The 21,992-nt window shown below is 33.9% G+C and carries 12 protein-coding genes and 1 pseudogene; 8 read left to right on the top strand and 5 right to left on the bottom strand.

Going from position 1 to position 21,992, the window contains the following annotated elements:
* A pseudogene (locus JE46_RS22125) lies at positions 1–2,031 on the bottom strand (hypothetical protein); the annotation flags it as partial.
* A gap of 1,252 nt (positions 2,032–3,283) precedes the next feature.
* On the opposite strand from JE46_RS22125, the gene JE46_RS22120 reads away from it, so the two are divergent.
* The 3 genes from JE46_RS22120 (at position 3,284) to JE46_RS22105 (ending at position 6,941) form a co-directional block, all read left to right on the top strand.
* Positions 3,284–5,428 carry a TonB-dependent siderophore receptor gene (locus tag JE46_RS22120; RefSeq protein ID WP_035137026.1) on the top strand — a complete coding sequence of 715 codons (2,145 nt, stop codon included), beginning with the start codon at positions 3,284–3,286 and terminating at the stop codon, positions 5,426–5,428.
* 118 nt (positions 5,429–5,546) lie between these two features.
* A complete protein-coding gene (locus JE46_RS22115) occupies positions 5,547–5,903 on the top strand; it encodes a hypothetical protein (protein WP_236010671.1) in 357 nt (118 codons plus the stop codon).
* An 852-nt stretch (positions 5,904–6,755) separates the two neighbouring features.
* Entirely contained in the window at positions 6,756–6,941 is a 186-nt protein-coding gene (locus JE46_RS22105) for a hypothetical protein (RefSeq protein ID WP_236010673.1), read from the top strand.
* Between the two features lie 7 nt (positions 6,942–6,948).
* Here JE46_RS22105 and JE46_RS22100 read toward each other — a convergent pair whose 3' ends face one another.
* Complete coding sequence (locus tag JE46_RS22100; protein WP_051872984.1) at positions 6,949–7,944, bottom strand: helix-turn-helix domain-containing protein; 996 nt, start codon at positions 7,942–7,944, stop codon at positions 6,949–6,951.
* A gap of 111 nt (positions 7,945–8,055) precedes the next feature.
* Here JE46_RS22100 and JE46_RS22095 point away from each other — a divergent pair, with 111 nt between their 5' ends.
* The 5 genes from JE46_RS22095 (at position 8,056) to JE46_RS22075 (ending at position 16,972) form a co-directional block, all read left to right on the top strand.
* On the top strand, positions 8,056–10,452 hold the full coding sequence (locus JE46_RS22095) for a TonB-dependent receptor (RefSeq protein ID WP_031457467.1): 2,397 nt from the start codon (positions 8,056–8,058) through the stop codon (positions 10,450–10,452).
* An 82-nt stretch (positions 10,453–10,534) separates the two neighbouring features.
* On the top strand, positions 10,535–11,707 hold the full coding sequence (locus JE46_RS22090) for a PepSY-associated TM helix domain-containing protein (protein ID WP_031457466.1): 1,173 nt from the start codon (positions 10,535–10,537) through the stop codon (positions 11,705–11,707).
* 105 nt (positions 11,708–11,812) lie between these two features.
* Positions 11,813–12,997, top strand: a complete 1,185-nt coding sequence (locus JE46_RS22085; RefSeq protein WP_051872983.1) for an alpha/beta hydrolase-fold protein — start codon at positions 11,813–11,815, stop codon at positions 12,995–12,997.
* A gap of 367 nt (positions 12,998–13,364) precedes the next feature.
* A complete protein-coding gene (locus JE46_RS22080) occupies positions 13,365–15,752 on the top strand; it encodes a TonB-dependent receptor (RefSeq protein ID WP_031457464.1) in 2,388 nt (795 codons plus the stop codon).
* A 116-nt stretch (positions 15,753–15,868) separates the two neighbouring features.
* Positions 15,869–16,972: a PepSY-associated TM helix domain-containing protein gene (locus JE46_RS22075; RefSeq protein ID WP_031457463.1), complete on the top strand. Its 1,104-nt coding sequence runs from the start codon at positions 15,869–15,871 to the stop codon at positions 16,970–16,972.
* A gap of 106 nt (positions 16,973–17,078) precedes the next feature.
* Here JE46_RS22075 and JE46_RS22070 read toward each other — a convergent pair whose 3' ends face one another.
* The 3 genes from JE46_RS22070 to JE46_RS22060 are packed head-to-tail and all read right to left on the bottom strand — an operon-like array spanning position 17,079 to position 21,973.
* The gene (locus JE46_RS22070) at positions 17,079–19,514 is read right to left on the bottom strand and encodes a TonB-dependent receptor domain-containing protein (protein WP_031457462.1); all 2,436 of its coding nucleotides are present in this window, start codon (positions 19,512–19,514) and stop codon (positions 17,079–17,081) included.
* Positions 19,495–20,868 (bottom strand): HTTM domain-containing protein, encoded by a 1,374-nt coding sequence (locus JE46_RS22065; protein WP_083480922.1) that lies wholly within the window; start codon positions 20,866–20,868, stop codon positions 19,495–19,497. Before JE46_RS22065 ends, JE46_RS22070 begins: the two co-directional genes overlap by 20 nt.
* The gene (locus JE46_RS22060) at positions 20,858–21,973 is read right to left on the bottom strand and encodes an imelysin family protein (protein WP_031457460.1); all 1,116 of its coding nucleotides are present in this window, start codon (positions 21,971–21,973) and stop codon (positions 20,858–20,860) included. Before JE46_RS22060 ends, JE46_RS22065 begins: the two co-directional genes overlap by 11 nt.
* Positions 21,974–21,992: the final 19 nt, after the last annotated feature.

Here is a 21,992-nt window from a genome sequence, read left to right as displayed (position 1 = left end):
AACGGTATAACTGTCGTTTACTGCAACCGGAACTCGATTAATAATCTGCAATAACGCAGCATTAGATGAAAGTTGCGCACAAACATTTGAAGTACTAGTTACATCTAATCTGTACTGATAGTTATTATATGAAAGCGGAATATTCGTTAAGGTTAAAGAATTTGTAGCTGCATTTGAAAAAGCAGGATTCGTTCCTCCATTAGTAACAGTTGTCCAGTTTAAACCATTATCAATACTTTGCTTCCAAACATATACAAGTTGATTTCCTGTAACTGTAGCTGTAAAAGTTGCATTTAAGCCCGGATTTGTATTTATATCCGTAGGCTGGGCTGTAATTGAAACTTTATTTGATACTAAATAATTTGCTTTTGATGTACCATTAGTATTTACAGGAACGGTATATGGTGCTGCAGTTACCTTACCATCTGCCGCATTTGTTACCGGAGGATTTCCAGTACCATAATATCCATTTGAATCTGGATCTACCGTAGTACTTCCATATGCTTCGACTGAATCCGGACATCCATCATTATCTGAGTCTAAATCCAGTTGGTTTATAATTCCATCTAAATCCTCATCATACCTATCATCAATACCATCAGAATTTGTATCCACAAATCCGGCAGCATCTTTATCTACATAATTCAATTTTTTATCCCCATCTGCATCTCCAAAAGGATCTGTTAAACCTCCTATTTCAACCGTATCTAAAATACCATCATTATCATCATCTAAATCACATTCTACATTAAGACCGTCATTATCCTGATTCCCTTCATAATTAGGATTTTCTATAGGAATATATAACGAAACACTTCCTCCAGTTGATCCATTTTGAGATCCATTTCTTTGTCCATCCAAATGCTGTCCTCCTATACCTCCGGTAGAAATTAATGTTACGTTAGCAGGAAGACTTGCTAAAGAATAAAGCAAAGCACCTCCACCACCTCCACCACCTGGGCCATGATAAGTGTTTGTATTTAAATCCTGACCGTCACCACCTTTAGTAGATACTGTCAGATTACTTGTAAAGACAGGTGACTTTAAAACTACGGTTCCTCCGGCACCTCCACCACCTCCACCATCTGGTGCACCTGTAGGATTAACCGCTAACGGTGCGAAACCATCAGCAATAATTGAATAACCATTTCCTCTAATTTCGTTAGCGAAAATGACAACGATACCTCCGCCATCTGCTGCAGAAGATGGGTTACTTGTTGTTACGTATCCCGATCCTCCGGCTCCACCAAGGAAAACTTTATCCTGAGCAAAATAAGTTGATAAACTTACACCACCTATCCCACCGGCATTTAGTCCATTAACATCACACCAACGTTTTCCTCCTTCTCCTCCGGCTCCGTAGTTGGATCCTCCTCCACCTCCTGAATCACCAGAAACACCCGAGCCTCCTCCATTCGCACGTGGAGATCGTCCTCTGTTGTTATTTGTATTATCTATAACAATACCATCCCCTTTTGTAAAAGAAGCTGTATAAGCACTATTTTGAACGTATTGAATATTAGGATTGATGGTACAATCATTATTAGGTCCATTTGTTAACATTTGGATTCCCTGATATCCCTTTCCTGCAACATCTATATTAGCATTAAAAGTTACTTTATCGGCCTGAATAGCCAATACACCTCCAGTTTTATCTGCATTAATCCAGTCTTTCGCCGTTAAAGTTCCATTAATATTTACTGTTCCTGTGTATTTTGGAACCCTCACAACCTGAACCAAACCACTAATTGTATAGTTTTTAATTAAAGGATATAGAGGTGTTATTACATTACCCACAATATTTTTAATTTCAAAAAACTCATAATTACCTGTATTGTTAATAGCTGATATATTTCCACCTGTACTCGTATTGGTTACATCTATGGCAGCTCCCTTCATTTGAATAATCAAGGCCTTATCTCCAACAGAAAGCCCACCTGAATTACTAACTGTAATCGTATTAACACAGGTTAAATCACAAGGCGCACAGACTGGCTGATTGATCGCTGTAACCGAAAAATAGCTATTCACTATCCCTGAAATATTAGTCTGGGAAAAACCATTCAGGTTAAAAAATAAAAAGAAAAAAAACAGATGTAGATTCAATATTTTTTTTTCATTAATCAATAACATTTTAAGACTAAAAATCATGTGTTCCTTTTTACACAGTTTTTGCAAAAAAGGCTTAAGAAAAATTACCTCAAATAATGGCAACATTTTTAGTTTTTGAAAGACTTCCCAAAAATTAAAGAGTCGTGTTTTTTTCATAAAAATAAATATTCTATTTAGTAGCGTGCAAAAGAACAAAATGAAGTAACCTTTAATTGATGAGCGCGACTAAACCTTGTCCAAAAACGAAGATTTTGGCAAACAAAAATATTTCAGACCAACTCTTCTCTCTCTAACAACTTTAATTCAAAAACTTAACTTAACCCCTTAAGGTGATAATTACTTATAGATATTTTTAAAAAAATATTTTACTTTTAATTGAACTTAAAAAAACTCATTAAAATTCTTACACCACCACTTTTAGTTATTTTTTTCTAATTAAATGACCTATTAAAAATCGAACATTATTCATAATTTCATTTTCTTTGATTAGTTAAGCCCCCACATAACTATTGTCTAATATGGTTTCGTCTAAATCTGTGATGATGGCGAGATTCTTTTTTTTGAGATTCTTTTTAGGGATTTCATTCAATAGCAACGTTGCCAAATTAAAAGCCTGATAGCACAAGGCTCTATATTCTGCCTATGTTTGTTCACACAAAAGGGGGAATATAGTAAATTGACTTTCGGTCTTGTATGCAGTTGATTCTTGTGCAATTATTTCTTTAGAATGAAGAAAGAATGCTAGAAATAGAATGGTAAAACCAATGTAATTGGGGTTTTGTGTTTTCATAAATAAAGTTTTAATCTGTTATTCTTGTTTGTTTTTTAAATGAAATTTGTAGTTTATAAAATGTCCAATTATCATTCCGAAACCTCCCAAAAAAATAAAATCGGTATGGATATTTCGATAATAATACTAGATAAAATAAGTGTAATTGAATTTAAAAGAATAACAATAACAAGCAAATTGGCATTTATTATAATGTTGACAACTACCCAAATGCTTTTCATAAAATAAAAACACCTCTTATTACAAAATCCTGAATTCAAAACACATAGTAGATATAAATATAATAAATTAAACTTTATTTTTATTTATTCTAAATAAACCTTGAAAAACAAAATTAGTTTTTAAATTTGCATCATTATTTTAACCAAACTAAATAAAAAAATGAAGAGTATATTATTACTTTCAACAGCAGTTCTATTTTCGATAGGAACTTTTGGGCAAGATTCCAAAAAAGATACTGTCAGCAATCTAAAAGAAGTAGAAATCAACAACAAGTACAAATACAAACGAGAAAAAAGTACTACTGTTTCTAAAATGCCTTTAAACAATATTGAAAATCCACAGGTGTACAATACTGTTACAAGTGAATTAATGAAAGAACAAGTGGTTACCAATTTAAACGATGCCTTAAAAAATGCTACTGGTATTACTCGCGTTTGGGAATCTACTGGTCGTGGTGGAGATGGAGCAGAATTTTATACCATGAGAGGTTTTGCAGTACAACCTACAATGATTAATGGGTTACCTGGAATTAATAATGGAAGTGTTGATCCTGCCAATGTAGATAATATTGAAGTAATCAAAGGCCCATCAGGCACACTATATGGAAGTAGCTTAATTTCATACGGAGGTTTAATTAACATTGTAACCAAAAAACCATACTCCAAATTTGGTGGGGAAATTGCTTATAATTCCGGTACTTATGGAATGGATAGACTTACTGCTGATTTAAATATTCCATTAAACGGTGATGTTTCTGTTAGAGTAAATACAGCTTACCAAAAAGAAAACTCGTTTCAGGATGCTGGTTTTGGCAAATCATTTTTCTTTGCTCCATCATTGAGTTATAAAGTGAGTGATAAACTTTCGTTCTTTATAAATACTGAATTTACCGATAGAACTTCTGCAAATGCACCGATGATGTTTTTAGGCGGAGATGCTCCAGTACCTGCTCAATCTATGGATCGTTTTGACCAAAATTATAAAAAATCATATACTTCGAATGAGCTTACGATAAGTAATCCCTCTTTTAATTTACAAGCTCAAATGAGTTATAAATTATCTGACCAATGGACTTCGCAAACCGTACTCTCAAGAAGTAACAGTAAAACAGATGGTTATTATTCTTATTTATGGGATTTCGCCAATAAAGATGAATTCACTCGATATGTTTCAAAAAGAAATGGTCAAACTTTAGGCACAGATATTCAACAAAATTTTATTGGAGATTTCAAAATAGGCAACTTAAGAAACCGATTGGTAGCTGGTGTTGATTACTATGTATCCAACATACAAAATGGAAGTTCAGGATGGGTTGATAACGGTACAGTTTCATTAACAAACCAAACTGACACAGGAGATGTAACACAAGCTGGTGTAGACAATTTACTAGTGGGTTCTTTTGAAGGAAATTCAACCGCAGAGACAAAAGTTTTGAGTGCTTATTTTTCGGATGTATTGAATATTACGGATAAACTTTCGGTTATGGGAAGTTTGCGTGTGGACAATTTTAAAGGAAGCGTGTCTTATTGGTCAACTGATGAAGTTAAAAGCCAAACCTCTTTTTCTCCAAAATTTGGTGCAGTATATCAAATCATCGAAAATAAAGTATCTGTTTTTACAAACTATATGAATGGTTTTATAAATCAGGCTCCAGCACAAGTTTCGGATGCTGATGGTTCGAATACCAGAATGCAAAATTATGATCCAGAACACGCTAATCAATATGAATTTGGAGTAAAAACAAACTTATACAAAGATATTATATCGGCAACCATCAGTTATTATAACATAGATGTTACCAATAAATTGATGACCGATCCAAGCAATCCAAATAATTCTATTCAAGGTGGAGAAATTGAAAGCAAAGGATTTGAGGCGAGTTTTACCGCTAATCCAGCAAAAGGATTCAACATTATTGCCGGATATAGTAACAATCAAAATAAAGTAATAAAAGATACCGCAGGAAGTGGACATATAGGATTACGCTCAGATAGTGCTGGTCCAGAAACATTAATTAATTTATGGGCAAATTATGCTATTCCAACAGGTAAATTAAAAGGATTCGGAATTGGATTTGGCGGAAATTATGTCAGCGAAAACAAAACATTAAATTCAACTATAAATGGTACTTTTTCATTGCCTGAATACACTGTATTGAATTCGGCTTTATCCTATAACAATGATAAATTTAACATCTCATTAAAAGTAAACAATTTACTTAACGAGAGATATTATACAGGTTGGTCAACAGTTAGCCCACAAAAGTTAAGAAGCTTAATTGCTGGTTTAACTTATAAATTTTAGTTTCAGAATTAGTAGTTAGTTTAGTTAAGACTCTTCATTACAGTGGAGAGTTTTACTTTTTTTTTAAGCTAAAAATTAATTCAAGGAGATAAAATCAATAAATCAAACATTTAAAATTATGAAATCAAATACATTCAAAAAATTATCATTTATATTATTAATGTTAGTTGTAAGTCCAACACTATTTGCTCACGCTCTTTGGATTGAAACCAAAGCCATTGGAACCAAAGGTAAACTACAGACTATCGACGTATATTTTGGAGAATTCTCCGAAAAAGATATTGAAAAAACGGCAAAATGGTTTTCGGACATCAAAGATTTTTCGTTGATATTGATTACGCCTTCTAAAAAAGAAATCAAATTAACAGCTACAGCTTTGGAAAATAAATACCAAGCTTTTTTTATGATTAAACTAGTGATAGTTGCACCTGTTGTCTTCGCTTTATACGATGGTAATCAGGAAAAACTATACTAGAGTTTAGATAGCACCGTGCCTTATGAATATAAAAAACACCCTTAAAAGCGGCTTATCACATTAATGAATTAATGGCGATGCAAAAAACCAAATGGAATGATTTTGATTTAACCGAAATCAAAATTGAAAATTTGGATATGTTAACATACACCTTACCATTGAAGGGCCAATTATAGCCAATCCAAAAATTTACTGGAACTGGTGAAGTGGTATATAAAGTGGCCACTGGAAAAATCATAAAAGAAAAAGACCCTTATACACAAACTACCTATTTAGATAGTGTAAAAAGTATATTATATCGCATTCATTTTGGTGATTATGCTTTAAAATAATCAGTTTTGTTTTGGGAATTATTACTTGTTTTGTTATTATTTCCAGAGTCATAATTTGGTTGGTTGCAAGAGAAAAAAAGAATATCCCCGAGAAAAAAAGGCGTTTCAATCGTAGGGTAGTTCGGATTTATTTGGCCGTTTGTTTGAGTATGTATCCTATTACAGCTTTAACATTCATAGCATGTAAACTACTTTATTCGCTGGGACAATCTGGAATTTGCACCTTTTATTTTGTGGGATGGCTCTTGCTGACTGGTTTTTTTATAGTGAAAAAAAACGATGCTTTCACCAATAAATACTGTTTGCTTTCTGGAAGTATTCTTGGTTTTTTAGTTCCAATTGCTAATGGAATCGTTAGCAGAAACTGGTTTTAGAATTCTTTTTTTAATAACTGGATTCATCTCTTTTTTGTGGATGTTTTTTGGATTGTGCTGACTTCTATAAGTCTTTATGTTGGTATTAAACTTAATAAAAAAGACAAATATATTATTTCAAAAAACAACATTTAATTTCTGTAGTATTGTTAGACTATACCATATTAATATTAGAAAAAGTGAGTTTTGCTCCCTTGCTATTTTCAAAAGAACTGCAAAAAGCAATGCACACTTTAACACCAGAAGAAATTCAAAAATTAGGCAAGTGGTTTTTGGATTATTCTCAATCACATACTGAATTGGATGAGTTTAAAATTTTGTTTTTGAATTAATGATGTATTACACTATCTTTTTTAGCTTACTAGGCAAATATCCAAACGTTTTTTTGAAAGCTACTGTAAAATGCTGTGGATTTTTATACCCTAATTCTTCCGAAACTCTGCAAATAGAAATATCCTTTTCTAAAATTAATTGCTTGGCATATTCCATACGAAGTTCCGTCAAATATTGAAAAACGGTGGTGTTGAAAACAATCTTGAACTGTTTTTTTATTTTAAAATTATTCAAGCCTACTTGTGATGCAATGCTCGCCAGTGTATGTTTTTCTTTGAATTGTGTCTTTAGAATTTGCTCTACTGCTACAATTTTGAGATAATCACTTTCGCTAAGGTCTTCATTTATTTTAGTATTTTCTTCTTCATTGATAATGGTAAATAGATGGGAAAGAACCTCAACTACTTTTGATTCTAAAAATGCTTTTTTGATAGCTCCAGTATAATTGCATTGAATAATATCTTCAATCAGAATGTGCAGTTTTGGCGAAATGCTTTTGCTCGTATTCCACATGGTGTAAGCCGTATTATTGGTAATAGCATCTGCTAATAGTGGTATGGTAGTTTTCAAATTGGGATAAAATAATTGCTCTAAATAAGCTTCGGTAAATGTGATTTCGAGTGTTTTTCTTCTTTTGGTTCGGTAATTCAAAACCCCTTTTATATTAGGGATATAAAACAAATTATAGTGCCCTTCTGGAATATAAATCCCTCTTCCTAAAGGGTTTTCAGGAATATATTCATTATCACCTTCTATTTCAAAATGCAGTTTTACAAACGAAAAGCTGTGTTCTATTTCAATCGAATAAGATTCATCTCTCATAGTCAAATCCCGACTTACCAGATGAATTCCGTTCAACATAATATCAGTGATAACTCCCGTAATACCTTTATGATTGAAGTCTATTTTTTTTTCAACAAGATCTTCTTTATTAAACTGAATTGGATTCTTTATCACAACCAATTTCTTCTTAAATATCTCGCTTCTCATCTGTGTCTGCATATAATCCGTTTTGCGTTTATTATAATACTGATTGCGTTAGTACTCCCATTTAAAATAAAAATACTTTTGTGTAAAATTAATAATTTTTAATAAATCTAAATAAAAATAGTAATGATTTCTATCAAGCCAAAGACCCAAAAGGTGTTTATAAACACTTTTAAAACCACATTTATATTTATTTTTCTGTGTGCTACAGCATTGGCACAACAAAATACAGGAACAATTAACGGAACAGTAACTACATCCGACGATCATGTTGGAGAATCAGTTACCATTTCTATATCTGAACTAAAAAAAACAACCATTACGGATTCGAACGGTAACTTTACTTTTAATAAAGTACCAACAGGAACTTATCAATTACAAATCAGCATGATGGGACATCAGTCGTCTACAAAACAAGCTATTGTAACTACCAACGAAGTAACAACAGTTAACTTTCAGCTCGAATCTTCCTTAAAAGAATTAAACGAAGTAGTTGTAGTTTCGGCAGCTAAGAAATTTGCCGAAAAGAAGAGTGAATATGTAGCAAGACTGCCAATAAGCAATCTTGAAAACCCACAGGTTTATACCGTTGTACCCAAAGAACTTTTCCAGGAACAAATTGCAGTTGATTTTAGAAGTACTCTAAATTCGGCTCCTGGCTTGAGCAATGTTGTACAAAGCGTGGGCTCTGGTGGTGTAGGTTTGAGTTTGAGAATGCGTGGTTTTAGCGGTGCGTCGGCAGCTGGATCTATACGTAACGGAATGAACACGAACTGGGTAACAATGAGCGATCCCGTAAATCTGGAAAGTATTGAAGTTATCAAAGGGCCATCTGGAACTTTATTCGGATCTGCATTGACTACTTACGGTGGTCTTATCAATAGAGTTACGAAGAAACCTTTTGAAACAGCCAAAGGCGAAGTAAGCTATACTACAGGAAGCTGGGCTCTGAGCCGTACCGCCATAGATTACAATACGCCCATTAACGAAGAAAAAACAATGCTTTTTAGAATCAACGCAGCATTAGACAATCAAAAAACTGGACAGGATTACGGCAAAAGCAAAACCTTCATAATAGCACCGTCATTTACACTTAAGGCAAACGATAAATTGACTTTTGATTTTGATCTAGAAGTGTACAACGGAAGCCGAAATTCAATTTCAATCGGAATGGGTTCTGGCACGCCAACCGCTAAAAGTTTTAATGACTATAATTTTGATTTCAAAAAGTCGTATGCAACAGATGAGTTACAGTCTGAAGCGAAAAACACCAATGCTTATGCAAGAGCCACTTACTTGATTTCGGATAAATGGGTGTCGCAAACCAATTTCTCCAATTCATTTACAGACAACAAAGCTAATTACTTATTCCTGCTGATTAATACCGCAGCCAATAGCAACACTACATTACAAAGACGTTTATATAACATTAACAGTACTTTCAAAACTTCGCAATTACAGCAGAATTTTATTGGTAATCTGAAAACAGGAAGTATCAAGCACCGATTATTAGTAGGTTTGGATTACACCTATATAAGCACTAATGATAACAGATGGTTAATAAATAATTATGATGTTGCCGCTGGAAATCCTGCTCTAACCATAAATGGAAACGCAGCATTTATTAATTTGGAAAAATACAAATCCCTGATTGCCGCAATGCCAAGTCCGACAGTCATTAACAATAGGGATTTTAGAACAACGAGTGCCTATGTGTCGAATGTTGTAAATTTTACAGATAAATTTATTGCAATGGCAAGCGTTCGTTTTGACCACTACGAAAATAAAATTGCCAACTACAATCAAAATACCGTTTCACCAAAAATGGGTTTGATCTATCAAGTGGTAAAAGATAAAGTTTCTGTTTTTGGAAATTATATGAATGGTTACACTAACGTTGCTCCTGGAGCGACTGCCGAAAATCCGCAGACTGAATTTAAACCCGAACAAGCCAATCAATTAGAAGGTGGTGTAAAAGTGGAATTATTAGGTGGAAAACTGAACGGAACTTTGAGCTATTATGACATTGAAGTTAAAAACAAATTGCGCACCGATCCGAACAACAGTTTGTTTTCCGTTCAAGATGCCACGCAGAGAAGCAAAGGTTTTGAAGCGGATTTGATTGCCAATCCATTTAGAGGTTTCCATATTATTTTGGGATATGGCTATAATGAAAGTGAATATACCAAAGCCAATCCAGTGATCGAAGGCAAAAGACCTTACTCTACTCCAGCCAATGTTGCTAATCTTTGGCTGAGCTATAAAATATTGGACGGAAAAGTGAAAGGACTTGGTTTTGGATTTGGTGGAAATATACAAAGCGACAGCTACCTAAATGATGCTAACACTTTTACCGTAAATGGATATACAGTAATGGACGCCACTGTTTTTTACGAAAAACCAAAATTCAGATTGGGCGTAAAACTAAACAATATTGCCAACAAAGAATATTGGTCAGCCGATTATTGGGCAAACATGATGCCTACAAGACAATTAGTAGCCAATCTTACCTTCAAATTTTAGGTTTTAAATTAGTTGAGTTATTTTTTTTCCAGGCTAGCAATGAATAAAACCATTGATAGCTTGGTTTTTATTATTAATGCTTATGACAAAGAATCCACAAAAAAAGGAAACATCAAAAAACACCAAACAAAAAAGCAAATGGAGCAAACTAAACCATTGGATGCATTTATGGTTAGGATTGAGTTCTGGAATAATCGTTTTTATTGTAGCATTTTCTGGTGTTTTATTTATTTTCTGTGATGATATTATTGATGGATTGGCTTACAATTCGTTATATGTTTCAGAAATAAAAGAACAAAAACTCACTCCGGAAGAAATTCTAAAATCATTCAAGCAACAATTTCCTGACAGAAAAGCAAGTTATTACATCAATTACAGAGATCCTGAACGCACCATTAAACTAGCCTCATCGACCAAAGATAGAGATTTGCAGTTTTCGTGGATTGACCCTTATACGGGAATCGTTTTGGATTCTGGCAAAGCCTATGATTTTTTCTATATCGTGGCACACGTTCACAGCGGTGAAATGCCTTTTGGAAAAACAGGAAACTTAATCGTAGAGATTTCTGTTTGGATATTCTTAATAGAACTAATTACTGGTCTTATTTTATGGTGGCCAAAGAAATGGAATAGTTCTACAAAAAAACAAAGTTTTACTATCAAAACAAACGCCAGTTTCAAAAGACTGAATTATGACTTACACAATGTTTCTGGCTTTTATAATTTACTACCTGCATTACTAATTACCATTACGGGATTAATCATTGTCAATAAACCATTAGGAAATGCCACACAAAAAATATTTGGAGGCACGACAAAAGCATATTCAAAACTGCGCGACATCAAACCCGAATACGACAAAACCAAAACTTACGCACCGCTAAGTCCAATCATAGAAAAATTATTCGCTGAAGATAAAACGGTTGAACAAGTTAAATTATCCGTTGCTTTAAAGGATAGCATCACTACAATATTTGCCGTTACAGCCGAAGATATTGGATTAAAAGGTGTCGTAAACGGAAAAACATACGCTATCAACCGCTACACAGGAAAAGAAATGAAAATTCCCATAAAAGTGATGAATGGCCTTGAAATTAATGATTGGACAATGAACCTGCATATTGGTTTTTGGGCTGGCTGGCTTGGAAAAACCCTTACTTTATTTGTGGGGCTTATTTGTACCGCTTTACCTGTTACTGGATTTATAATCTGGTACGGACGAAATAATAAAAAGAAAAAAGAACAATCAAATTAAATCTGTAAAGGCAAAAAACTGCAAATTATGCGCAAAAAAAACAGCATCCAGATTTTGCTGGTTTACGCCGATAAAAAAATAAATTCTTGATATAACACAAACAAAATGAAAAAAACTTTTTTGATACTACTCACACTATTTAATGTAATTAGCTCTTTTTCACAGGACAGCATAACCATTGGAAGCAAACATCATATTTTTTCCAAAGCTCTGAATGAAGAGCGAAACTTTTGGATCTATCTTCCGCCCGATTATGACAATAAAAAATTTGCTCCTGCCAAATATCCTGTCGTTTATTTATTGGATGCCGAAAACAATTTCCATTCCTACACTGGGATTCAGCATTCATTAGCAAAAGGACCTTATGCAATGATTCCGCAGATGATTGTTGTTGGAATTACCAATACCGATCGAACCCGCGATTTAACCCCTACTGAAAGCAATCGTGATGCCTTTTATGACAAAGGCAAAAAATTCTTCAAGCAAAGCGGAGGCAACAAAAACTTCATTACTTTTTTAGAAACCGAATTGCGTCCTTATATCGATTCGCATTACAGAACTTCTGGCTATAATATCTTGAACGGACATTCCTTTGGCGGATTGACAGCTGTGAATATTTTACTGCATCATACTAAATTGTTTAATGCTTATACCATTATAGATCCAAGTCTTTGGTGGGACAATGAAATTATGATTAAAAAGGCTGATTCCATTTTCAAAAACAAAGATTTCAACAACCACAGTATTTATGTGGCTATGGCTAATAAAATAAGTATTCCTCAGGACACTACAACCGACATGGCGAGAGGAATCCGAAAATTTGAAAAATTATTAGAATCTAAAATTCCAAGTAACCTGCGATGGGCATTTAAGTACTATGAAAACGAAGACCACGGAACTATTCCTATTCCAGCAGAATATGATGGCTTGCGATTTATTTTCAAAGACCATTTGGTGAAGGTGAAAGAAGCTGTACAAAATCCATCTTTAGTTGAAGAGCAATATGCAAAACTTTCTAAAGCAACTGGTTTCATATTTCTTCCTTCAGAAAGTTATCTGGATTGGATGGGTAATTTTTGTTTAGAAAGAGAAAAAACCGATTCGGCTCTTGCTTTTTTCCAAATGGCAAAAATGTACTATTCCAATAGCAGTAATGTGTTTATAAGTTTAGGACAGTGCTATGAAAAAAAAGGCAACAAGACCCAAGCCCAACTTTCTTACAAAAAAGCATTGCTTCTGTCTCCCGAAAACAAAAAAGTAATAACATTTTTGAAAAACCTAAATAATTAGAAGAAATTATCATCTAATGAAATCCGTGTAGTCTTTCAATTATAATCCCAAAAAGGGAGGGGGTGTTTTTTCCTGTCATCAATAATATAGCTTAAAAAAACCTTACAATTAAGACTGAAAAAGCATTAGTTAGATGGTCTAAAATAAATAATATAAAATGATCTCAAAGGTGTTTTTTATATTATATCATGTATAAGAGTTTTTTTTATAATTAGTGTAATTAATTATAAAAAAATTACTAATTCTTCAAAAGTCTAAACTATTTAAAATTAATCTAAATAACTTACCGTTAAATATATCTTAATTTCTACATTTGCATTATTCTTATTTAGAATGAATAAATATAATTTAATCAAATTTAAAAATAATGAAGATTATCACCTCACAAACAAAGTGTTTTGTTTTTATAACTTGTTTTCTCTTTGCCTCAATTAACCTTTTTGCTCAACAAAATAAAGGAAAAATAAAAGGAACAATTACCACTTCTGATGGTCAACCAGCTAATGATGTAACTGTAAAAATAAAAGAAATCAAGAAAAATTTTGTTACAGACAGCAATGGAGAATTTGAAGTTAACTCTTTAGCAGACGGAACCTACCAACTTACCACAACATTAGTAGGACAAGAAACCCAAAAACGTACAGTTACTATTACACAGGGAAATACGCTAACTATAGTGATACAACTCAAATCTTCTGAACAACAACTAGATGAAGTTGTAATTAACTCCAATAAAAAATATATAACCGAAAAATTATCTTCGTCTTTACGCTTGAATGCAGAATTAATAGAAATTCCGCAAAATATTATGGTGACCACCAGACAAACTATTTTAGATTTTGGAGCTTTGAATAAAAATGATATGATACGTTCTGTAAGTGGTATTACAAAAACTTATGGAAACGATTTGGATTCCAGCCTTTTGATAAGAGGTACAGACGCAACTTATGGCACCTATCGTAACGGTGTTGGAGGACCAATTTGGTGGAATGCCCAAGAAGATGCCGCAATGATTGAACGCATCGAGTTTGTAAAAGGTCCTGCAGGCTTTATGCTTGCCAATTCTGAACCAGGAGGTTTAGTAAATACCGTTACCAAACAACCAACTCACAACCGTATTAACGAAGTAACTTTTGGTTTAGGTAGCTTTAATATGATGCGTGCATCACTTGATTTAGGTGGCGAATTATCTAAAAACGGAAAACTAACGTATCGTTTAAATACAGGCTACCAACAAAATGCACAATTTTATAAATTAGGGAATTTCAATCGTGTTTTTGTAGCTCCTGTCTTAAAATATGAATTTGATGACAACACATGTCTAACCGTAGAACATGATTATGTAAAAGCAGTTACGGCAAACAATGAATTACAACATATTACTATTAACAAAAAATTCTATGCTCTGCCTAGAGATATGACAACCAACGACCCCAATATTGGGACGTTTACAGGAGCCGATGTTTACACCAGAGCTCATTTGCAACACAAAATCACTGAAAATTGGAAATTGAATGCTCAAACTGCTTTTATGACTACTGATTGGGACGGAATGAGTCTGTATGTAAATAAACTTTCTCCAACCAAAGACACTATTTATAGAACCAGTTCTATGAGTGATTGGTTTGGAAAACTCTTTAATACACAAGTCTTTTTAGATGGAAAATTCAATACTGGAAAGAAACTTGAACACAAAGTATTAATAGGTCTGGACTTTGGAAATGGTTCGGAAGGAAGTACTTATGGTGGAGATTGGAGCAATGCAGAAAGGTTGAAATTAGCTATCAATAATCCTATATACTATGTAGCAAAAGATAGTTTAAGATTATTACCTAAAGACAATACTGGCAGTTGGCTTTCTACCAACAAATGGCAAGCTTTGTACGTTCAAGACCATCTAAAAATTGGTCAAAAAATTATTGTAACACTCGCAGGGCGATATACACAACTTATTACTGGACAAGATTACAATAGTGCTGAAGATCCTGAATATGAGATTACTGATAATAAGTTTACACCTCGATTTGGTCTTACTTATTTGCTATCGGATAAATTTTCGTTTTTTGGACTTTATGACGAAAGTTTTCTTCCCCAACGTGGAGCTGTTTTTGGCAAAGGGCGACTCAAACCACTTACAGGTAGCAATACAGAGTTTGGTGTGAAAGGATTATTCTTCAACAAGCAATTGGTTATGAACGCTTCTCTTTATAATATCAAGAAAAATGATGTAGGTATATCCGATCCCATTTATGATGGTTTTTATCTGCAAACAGGACAAATAACTAGTACCGGTGTAGAAATTGATTTGGTAGGGCAAATTACTCAAAACTTATCCGTAAACGCCAACTATTCGTTTACCAATGCCCGTGTAACAAAAGACAGCGATCCCGATTTAATTGGAATGAAAAACCGAGGAACTCCAGACCAAACCTTTAATGGTTTTGTAAAATACAAAATCAATAATGGAATTTGTAATGGATTAGCATTTGGAGCAGGGATGCAATATATGGGCAGTAGAGGTGCTGTATATACAGGATGGGGAAGCGAATTTGGTAACAAAGATTTACCAACTTACACCATCTTTGATGCATCCGTATCGTACACTTACAAAAAATTAAGTATTGGTTTTAATCTTTATAACTTAACCAACAAAGAGTATGTTGCTTCGGGTTATTACAATCCAGATGCTGATGAATTTAACTATGCGCCTGGAGCACCTATCAATTTTAGGTTGCAAACCGCTTATAGGTTTTAATTAAAAAAAACAAAAGTTTCTCTTTTTATTGATTCAAAAAAGAGAAACTTATTTTGTTCATAGATTCAATGTTGGGACAAATGGATGAAAGATATTTTTAACAATTAACATATGTAATGAACTTAAAAAAAGCAATCCGACAAATTCACTTATGGCTAGGACTAGCCACAGGATTGGTCGTTTTTATAATATGCCTCACAGCTGCAATTTGGGCATTTTCGCCAGAAATAGAAAGTGCAACCCAACCGTATAGACACGTAACGAAACAAGACAAACCATTTTTATCTGTTTCAGGAATTCAAAAAATTGCCCAAAAAGAATTGCCTAAAAAGAAAGTAAATAGAGTTTCTTTTGAAGGAAGAGACAAGGCTGCAACAGCTGATTTTTATGGAGATGACTATTATTACACCGTCTTTATTAATCCATACAATGGAAAAATTTTGGCTTTTATCAATAATGAAAATGGCTTTTTTAGATGGATTATAAAAGGACATTACGAATTATGGATGGGCGAAATTGGAGGAGAGATTGTGCACTGGTCAACACTTATTTTTGTATTGATGCTGATTACAGGAATTGTACTTTGGTGGCCAAAAAATAAAGCCGCCCGTAAACAACGATTTAAAGTAAAAATGGGAACTTCACCCAAACGACTTAATTATGATTTGCACAATGTTTTGGGTTTTTATGCTTCGTGGATTGTAATTTTTGCTGCACTCACAGGAGTAATTTGGACTTTTGAATGTGTAAGCGAAGCCGAATATTGGTTAGCAAGCGGTGGCGAAGAAGCAATAGAATATCCAAATCCTATTGCTAAAAACACAAAAAAAGAAAACCTAAAACCAAATGGAATTGATAGTGTTTTTACGGCAAAACTAAAAAAATACAACAATCCACATTCTGTATCTGTGGGTTTTCCTCAAACCGACAGTACGGCTTATAATGTATCAATATATCCAAATGAAACAGGTTATGATAGCGATGACTTTTATTACAATCAATATACTCTTGAAGAAATTCCTGTAAAAGCTTATGGTAAATATGCCAACGCTAATACTGGAGAAATAGCCAGCCGGATGAATTATGACATTCATATTGGAAGCATTTTTGGACTAACAGGCAGAATCGCAATGTTTTTGGCGGTACTTATTGGAGCTTCCTTACCAATTACTGGATTTTATATTTGGTGGGGACGAAATAATAAAAAGAAACAAAAATAAATAGGTTGTTTATAAATTTTCCAAATATTTTTTTTATTGGTTTAAAGTGCGATAATTGCTGTTTTTTGTGTTCCTTTTAGGGATTTAAACTTTTAAATTAATAGGTCTAGAAAACAAACTCCAGCGTTGTATAAAAAGTTCTTTGGTCAGATGGAATAATTCCAGGACCTGGATAGCCAGTAGCTCTTCTTGTAAAATAACTGTTGTTGGTAAAATTGGTAATTCCGGCTTCGAGTTTAATTTTTTTCCATTTGTAGGAAGTCGAAATATCGGCAACATAATAGGACGGAATTTGCCCGAAAATCCCATACGTATTATCATTTACATCTGTTTTACTGTTGTTTGCATCTGTAAATTGCGACGATACATACGTAAATTGTAGGCTCGACATAAAGTTTTTATATCCAACTCCTGTTCCCGTTTTGATGTTGTAAAGCGGCACAAATTCTACCTTATTTCCTTGAATATTGGGAGCATCCGATTTGAGGTATTCTGAATCTGTGAGGGCAACATTCGAGAAGATATTCCACACAAAGTTTTCTTTTTGCTGGAAGAAAGTTTTGCTTACACTCCAATCCAACATTGTTTCAAAACCGTAGGTTATTGCGGTTCCTATATTGGCTCGATAGCGCACAATGGCAGCGGATCCATTGGGGTTTCTTGTTTCGTATTCGCCAATTTTGTCATTATAATACAAGGTATAAACACTAGCGTCAAAAGTGATTTTGTTGTTTATTTGTCCTCTAATTCCAATATCGGAGGTAAACCCTTTTTCGTCTGTAATATTGGGGTCAATTACTTGGCTTGGCGAAACGGTTCTAATATCATTGAAGGTTACGGAACGATAATTTTGGGAAATGTTTCCATAAAATTCGATTTTGTTTTGGGGTTTGTAACTCATTCCAATTCCCAATAAAACAATTTTACGATCTTTGATATTGTCTTCAAATATGGTTTCATCCAAAATCACATTTCCAGCTAAATCTAAATTTATTTTTCGGTAAGAACCTACAGCTTGTGTTTTTATTTTTTCGAATCGAAAACCCGGTGTTACCGAAAATTGAGGTGTTATTTTAAAAATATTTTCTCCGAAAACAGCAACATTCAAATTCGGAAAAGTATAATCCGATTGATTGGCATAAAATGGAAATTCCTTTGTAGCAAGGTTAAAATTAGCATCACTACCCGAGCTTCCGGGACCTTGAATTCCTGTGTTTCGAGATTGGTAATATTTGGCTCCAATCAGGAAAGCGCTTGTGTTATCTTTAATTTTATATTGTTTCAAATACCGTGCTTCGGCTCCCCAATTGACAAAATCGCCTACAATTAAATCTCGTACTGTTCCCTCAATGTCAGGGTTTGAAACTCGATTGGAACGAAATCCTACTGCTTTTCTACTAGCATCCAAACCAAACAATTGCAAAGAAAAATCAGCGTTGTTTTCAAATTTATACTTCAATCGCAATGCAAATAAATTCCAGTTTACGGCAAACCAGTTTCTGGTTCTATTACTTTGGGTTGGGCTATCCAGAAACATTTTATCGGTTAAACCTCCGGCTTGTTGGGCCAGATAATCGAAATAGGTATAATCAAAATGTAGGGACGTTTTGGGTGTAAATTGATAGATTAAATTGGCAAAATAATTATTGCTTTTAAATTCCGAATTGGGTCTGAAACCATCTCCTTTCTTAAAATTATAAAAGGTGTAATAACTAAATTTTCCTTTTGTTCCAGATAATGAACTAAAATTGGTGTATAAATTATAAGACCCGAGCGTGTTTCTGGTAACAAATTCTATTGGTTTAAGACTAGGAGTTTTGGTTTTAAAATTGACTAATCCGCCAAACTGTGTTCCGTATTGCAAGGAAGCCGCACCACGAACCACCTGAATTTCTGCCAATGCTTCGGTTGGTGTGGCATAATAACTTTCGGGATAACCCAAAACATCGGCACTGATGTCATATCCGTTTTGACGTATATTGAAGTTGGATGTTCTATTGGGATTCAATCCACGACCACCAATGCTTAATTGCAAACCGCCATCCGAACTTTCGTTGATGGTTAGCCCCACAACTTGTGCAAATATTTGACGGGCATTGTTAGTGGCTTTGTTGGCTGTTAATTTATTTATTGAAATAACCTCTGTTTTTTTGCCTGCATAGATAGCCGTTTCGTCTATATCTTTTAGTTTGCTTATGGCGAAAAATTTATCTCTTTGGTTATTAATAACTACTTCTGATAAGTTGGTTATTTTGTTTAATACCACAGAAATAATTGTTTCAGACGCAGAGATTGTTTGCTCTAGCAGTGAATAATTTTCTTTGTAAAATACCAATTCAGAACTACCTGTTGCACTTTTTTCGATCTTAAATTCGCCATTTTTGTTCGAGACCGTTTTGGTTTCAGTAGTTTTATTATAAACAGAAACTAGCGAAATAGCTTCGCCTGAATCGGTTTTGATAACTCCCGAAATTTTGTTTTGAGAGAACGTATTTATAGAAAACAGTATCAACAATAGTATTCTAAAGTCCTTTAATTGCATCGTTAAAAGGTAAAATCCAGTTTTTGTGTTGGAAAGATTCATATTCTTTGGCGAGATTTATTTTTGGGTCAATGTAGGGTTTGCTCAATCGTCCGTTGAGGGCAACGTAGCTTTCTACTCGAACTTCGGGATCATTGACCCCTTGTTCTTTGTAAAAATCGTGTAAAAAATGGGCGTATTCTAATATAAAATCAGGCTGAAAAGCCATTTGTTTCTCCTGAAAAGTGGTCAAAAAACAACCGTTATTGACCATTATTGTTTGGTGTGTCGTGGCATCAGTAACGGTAAATTGGGTATAACCTGCTTTTTCCATCAGCATAACCCGCCACGAAAATCGAAATCCTTCTTCTGTCCAAAACAGTTCGTCTTTGTACAATACATACCGAAAGGGGAATGCAATTTGGAACACCAAAAAACAAGTTATTACAGCTAATTTTGTTTTATAAATCAAGTCGAAATTTTGAATTTTTTCTTTTCCATTTTCAAAAATAGTGCTACTCAAAGAGAAGAATTTTGCAATGTATTCCAATACCTTTTTGTGAAACGAACTATCAAAAAACAACAAAGAAGATACAATCATTATGTATGGAAATACACCAATCGGGAATAGTATTTTTGTCAAAATATGAAAAACAACTACCAATACAAATGCGAAGATTCTAGTCCTTTTGTAAAGCAATAAAAAAGGAATGCTCAAATCGTAGATCATCCCTGTCCAGCTAAAAGCAAAATGCACCCAATTTTCGTTTAACAAAAACCCAATTATGGGTAAATCAGCATTATTGGGCAACCAAATTTTTAATGGCATCGCTTTGAATAGCCAATCCGAGTTGAGTTTGGCAAGTCCGGCATAAAAATAAACGATTCCTAATACTAGTTTTAAAATATCCGTAGTCCAGCGGGGAATTTTCTGGAACACTTTTTTAGAATTTTTATAGGCATCGACCGAAAAATAAGCATTTGCAGGAAGGAATATCAAAATAAAACTAACAATAGTAATAAAATAATAGTGATTCAAATAGGTGGTTTTGTCCATCAATTCGATATAGGTAAAACTCAAGAAAAAGCTAACAATAGCTGTTTTATATTGATAACCAATGGCAACAAACAAAGCCGAAATTCCGCAAATTATAAATAATAAGTAGGTATAAATTCCCAGTGGTTTAACCCACTCAAAACCATAATAGGTAAAATGAAATTGTGGTTTTATGTAGAAATCTTCGATCCAGCCATAACTCGCAAAACGAATCAGGCTAAATAGCATCATAAAACCAAACGCTAGCCTAAAAAAAGCTAGCGTTGAGGCTTGTGTATACGTATTCAGGTATTTTGAAATGCTGTGATTAATCGCCATCGCCATCTACATAATCAATTGTAATGTTTAAGGCTTGCATCATATCGAGTTTAGTGTAAACCACGTTTTGTTGCAAAGCGGTGTAAGCAGCAATCATTTTGGAATTATCAGTCGTTATTTGATCTGAAAAATTATTGCTCAATGCGTTATTCGAAGTCGTGATTGCTGCAAATTGTGTGTTGATGATGTCGCTTAATTTTTTCCCATCTCGAACGGCATTTACATAATCCAAATACGATTTTAAACTTGGTCCAGTAGTTGCACTATTGAAATATTTACCGTTAAAAAAATCTTGTTGGGCTTGCAAAGCTACCGTCAACAAGGCTTTAGAAATGTCTTTTTTATAGAATGCTTCTACTTTTTCAGGATATTTTACCCCTCCTGAAAACACTCCAGCAGGAATGCCTAATTTACCTGTACGAATGTCTTTCTCTAAATTTTTGACAAATAAATTGGTTGTTTTATTTACGGCACTCGTTACCGATGTACCACTATTAGCAATATAGGTGGCTCTGTATCCCGAATTCCAATCGGTTACTACTGCATCGGCATTGGCTTTTAGTTTGGCAATTACATCTGTTAGGTATTTTTTGTAATTGGTAGCCTTGGCATTCGATTTGTAAAATTCTATTGCCAAGACATCATTGGTACTCAATCCGTTGATTAAATAATCCAATCCTGGAAAACCTTGTTTATCAAATTGTGAAAGGAGAGACAAATTATAACTCCCACTAGCCACATTCGCTTCAATTCCTGCAGCATCTGTAGGGTAGGTATTGGCTGCCATATTGAGGTTTAATTCTTCGGTTTTGCCAAAATTATACAGCGATATATATTGATAGGCTTTGTAACTTTCTAACCAAGATGTTCTCAAAGTTTGCAAATTGGTTTCGGTTGGTGCTTTTGCAAATTCGTTGGCACTTACAGTCAATGTTTGCAGTTTGCTTTGATAATTGGTATAACTGGGAATGATTATGTTATCTGCCCAATTGGTCAAAAGTGCGGTTCGGTCAAAATTATTTTCACTTTTATCATCATCCCCACCATTGGAGGAACAGGCTACTAAAGCAAGAATAAAACCAAAAATTAGTGCTATTTTCTTCATTTTATCAAATTTTCATCAA

The sequence above is a fragment of the Flavobacterium chungangense LMG 26729 genome, from assembly GCF_000735715.2.
Taxonomy (GTDB): domain Bacteria; phylum Bacteroidota; class Bacteroidia; order Flavobacteriales; family Flavobacteriaceae; genus Flavobacterium; species Flavobacterium chungangense.
The sequence above is the reverse complement of the archived record's forward strand: the minus strand, read 5'-3'. Positions and strand labels throughout refer to the sequence as shown.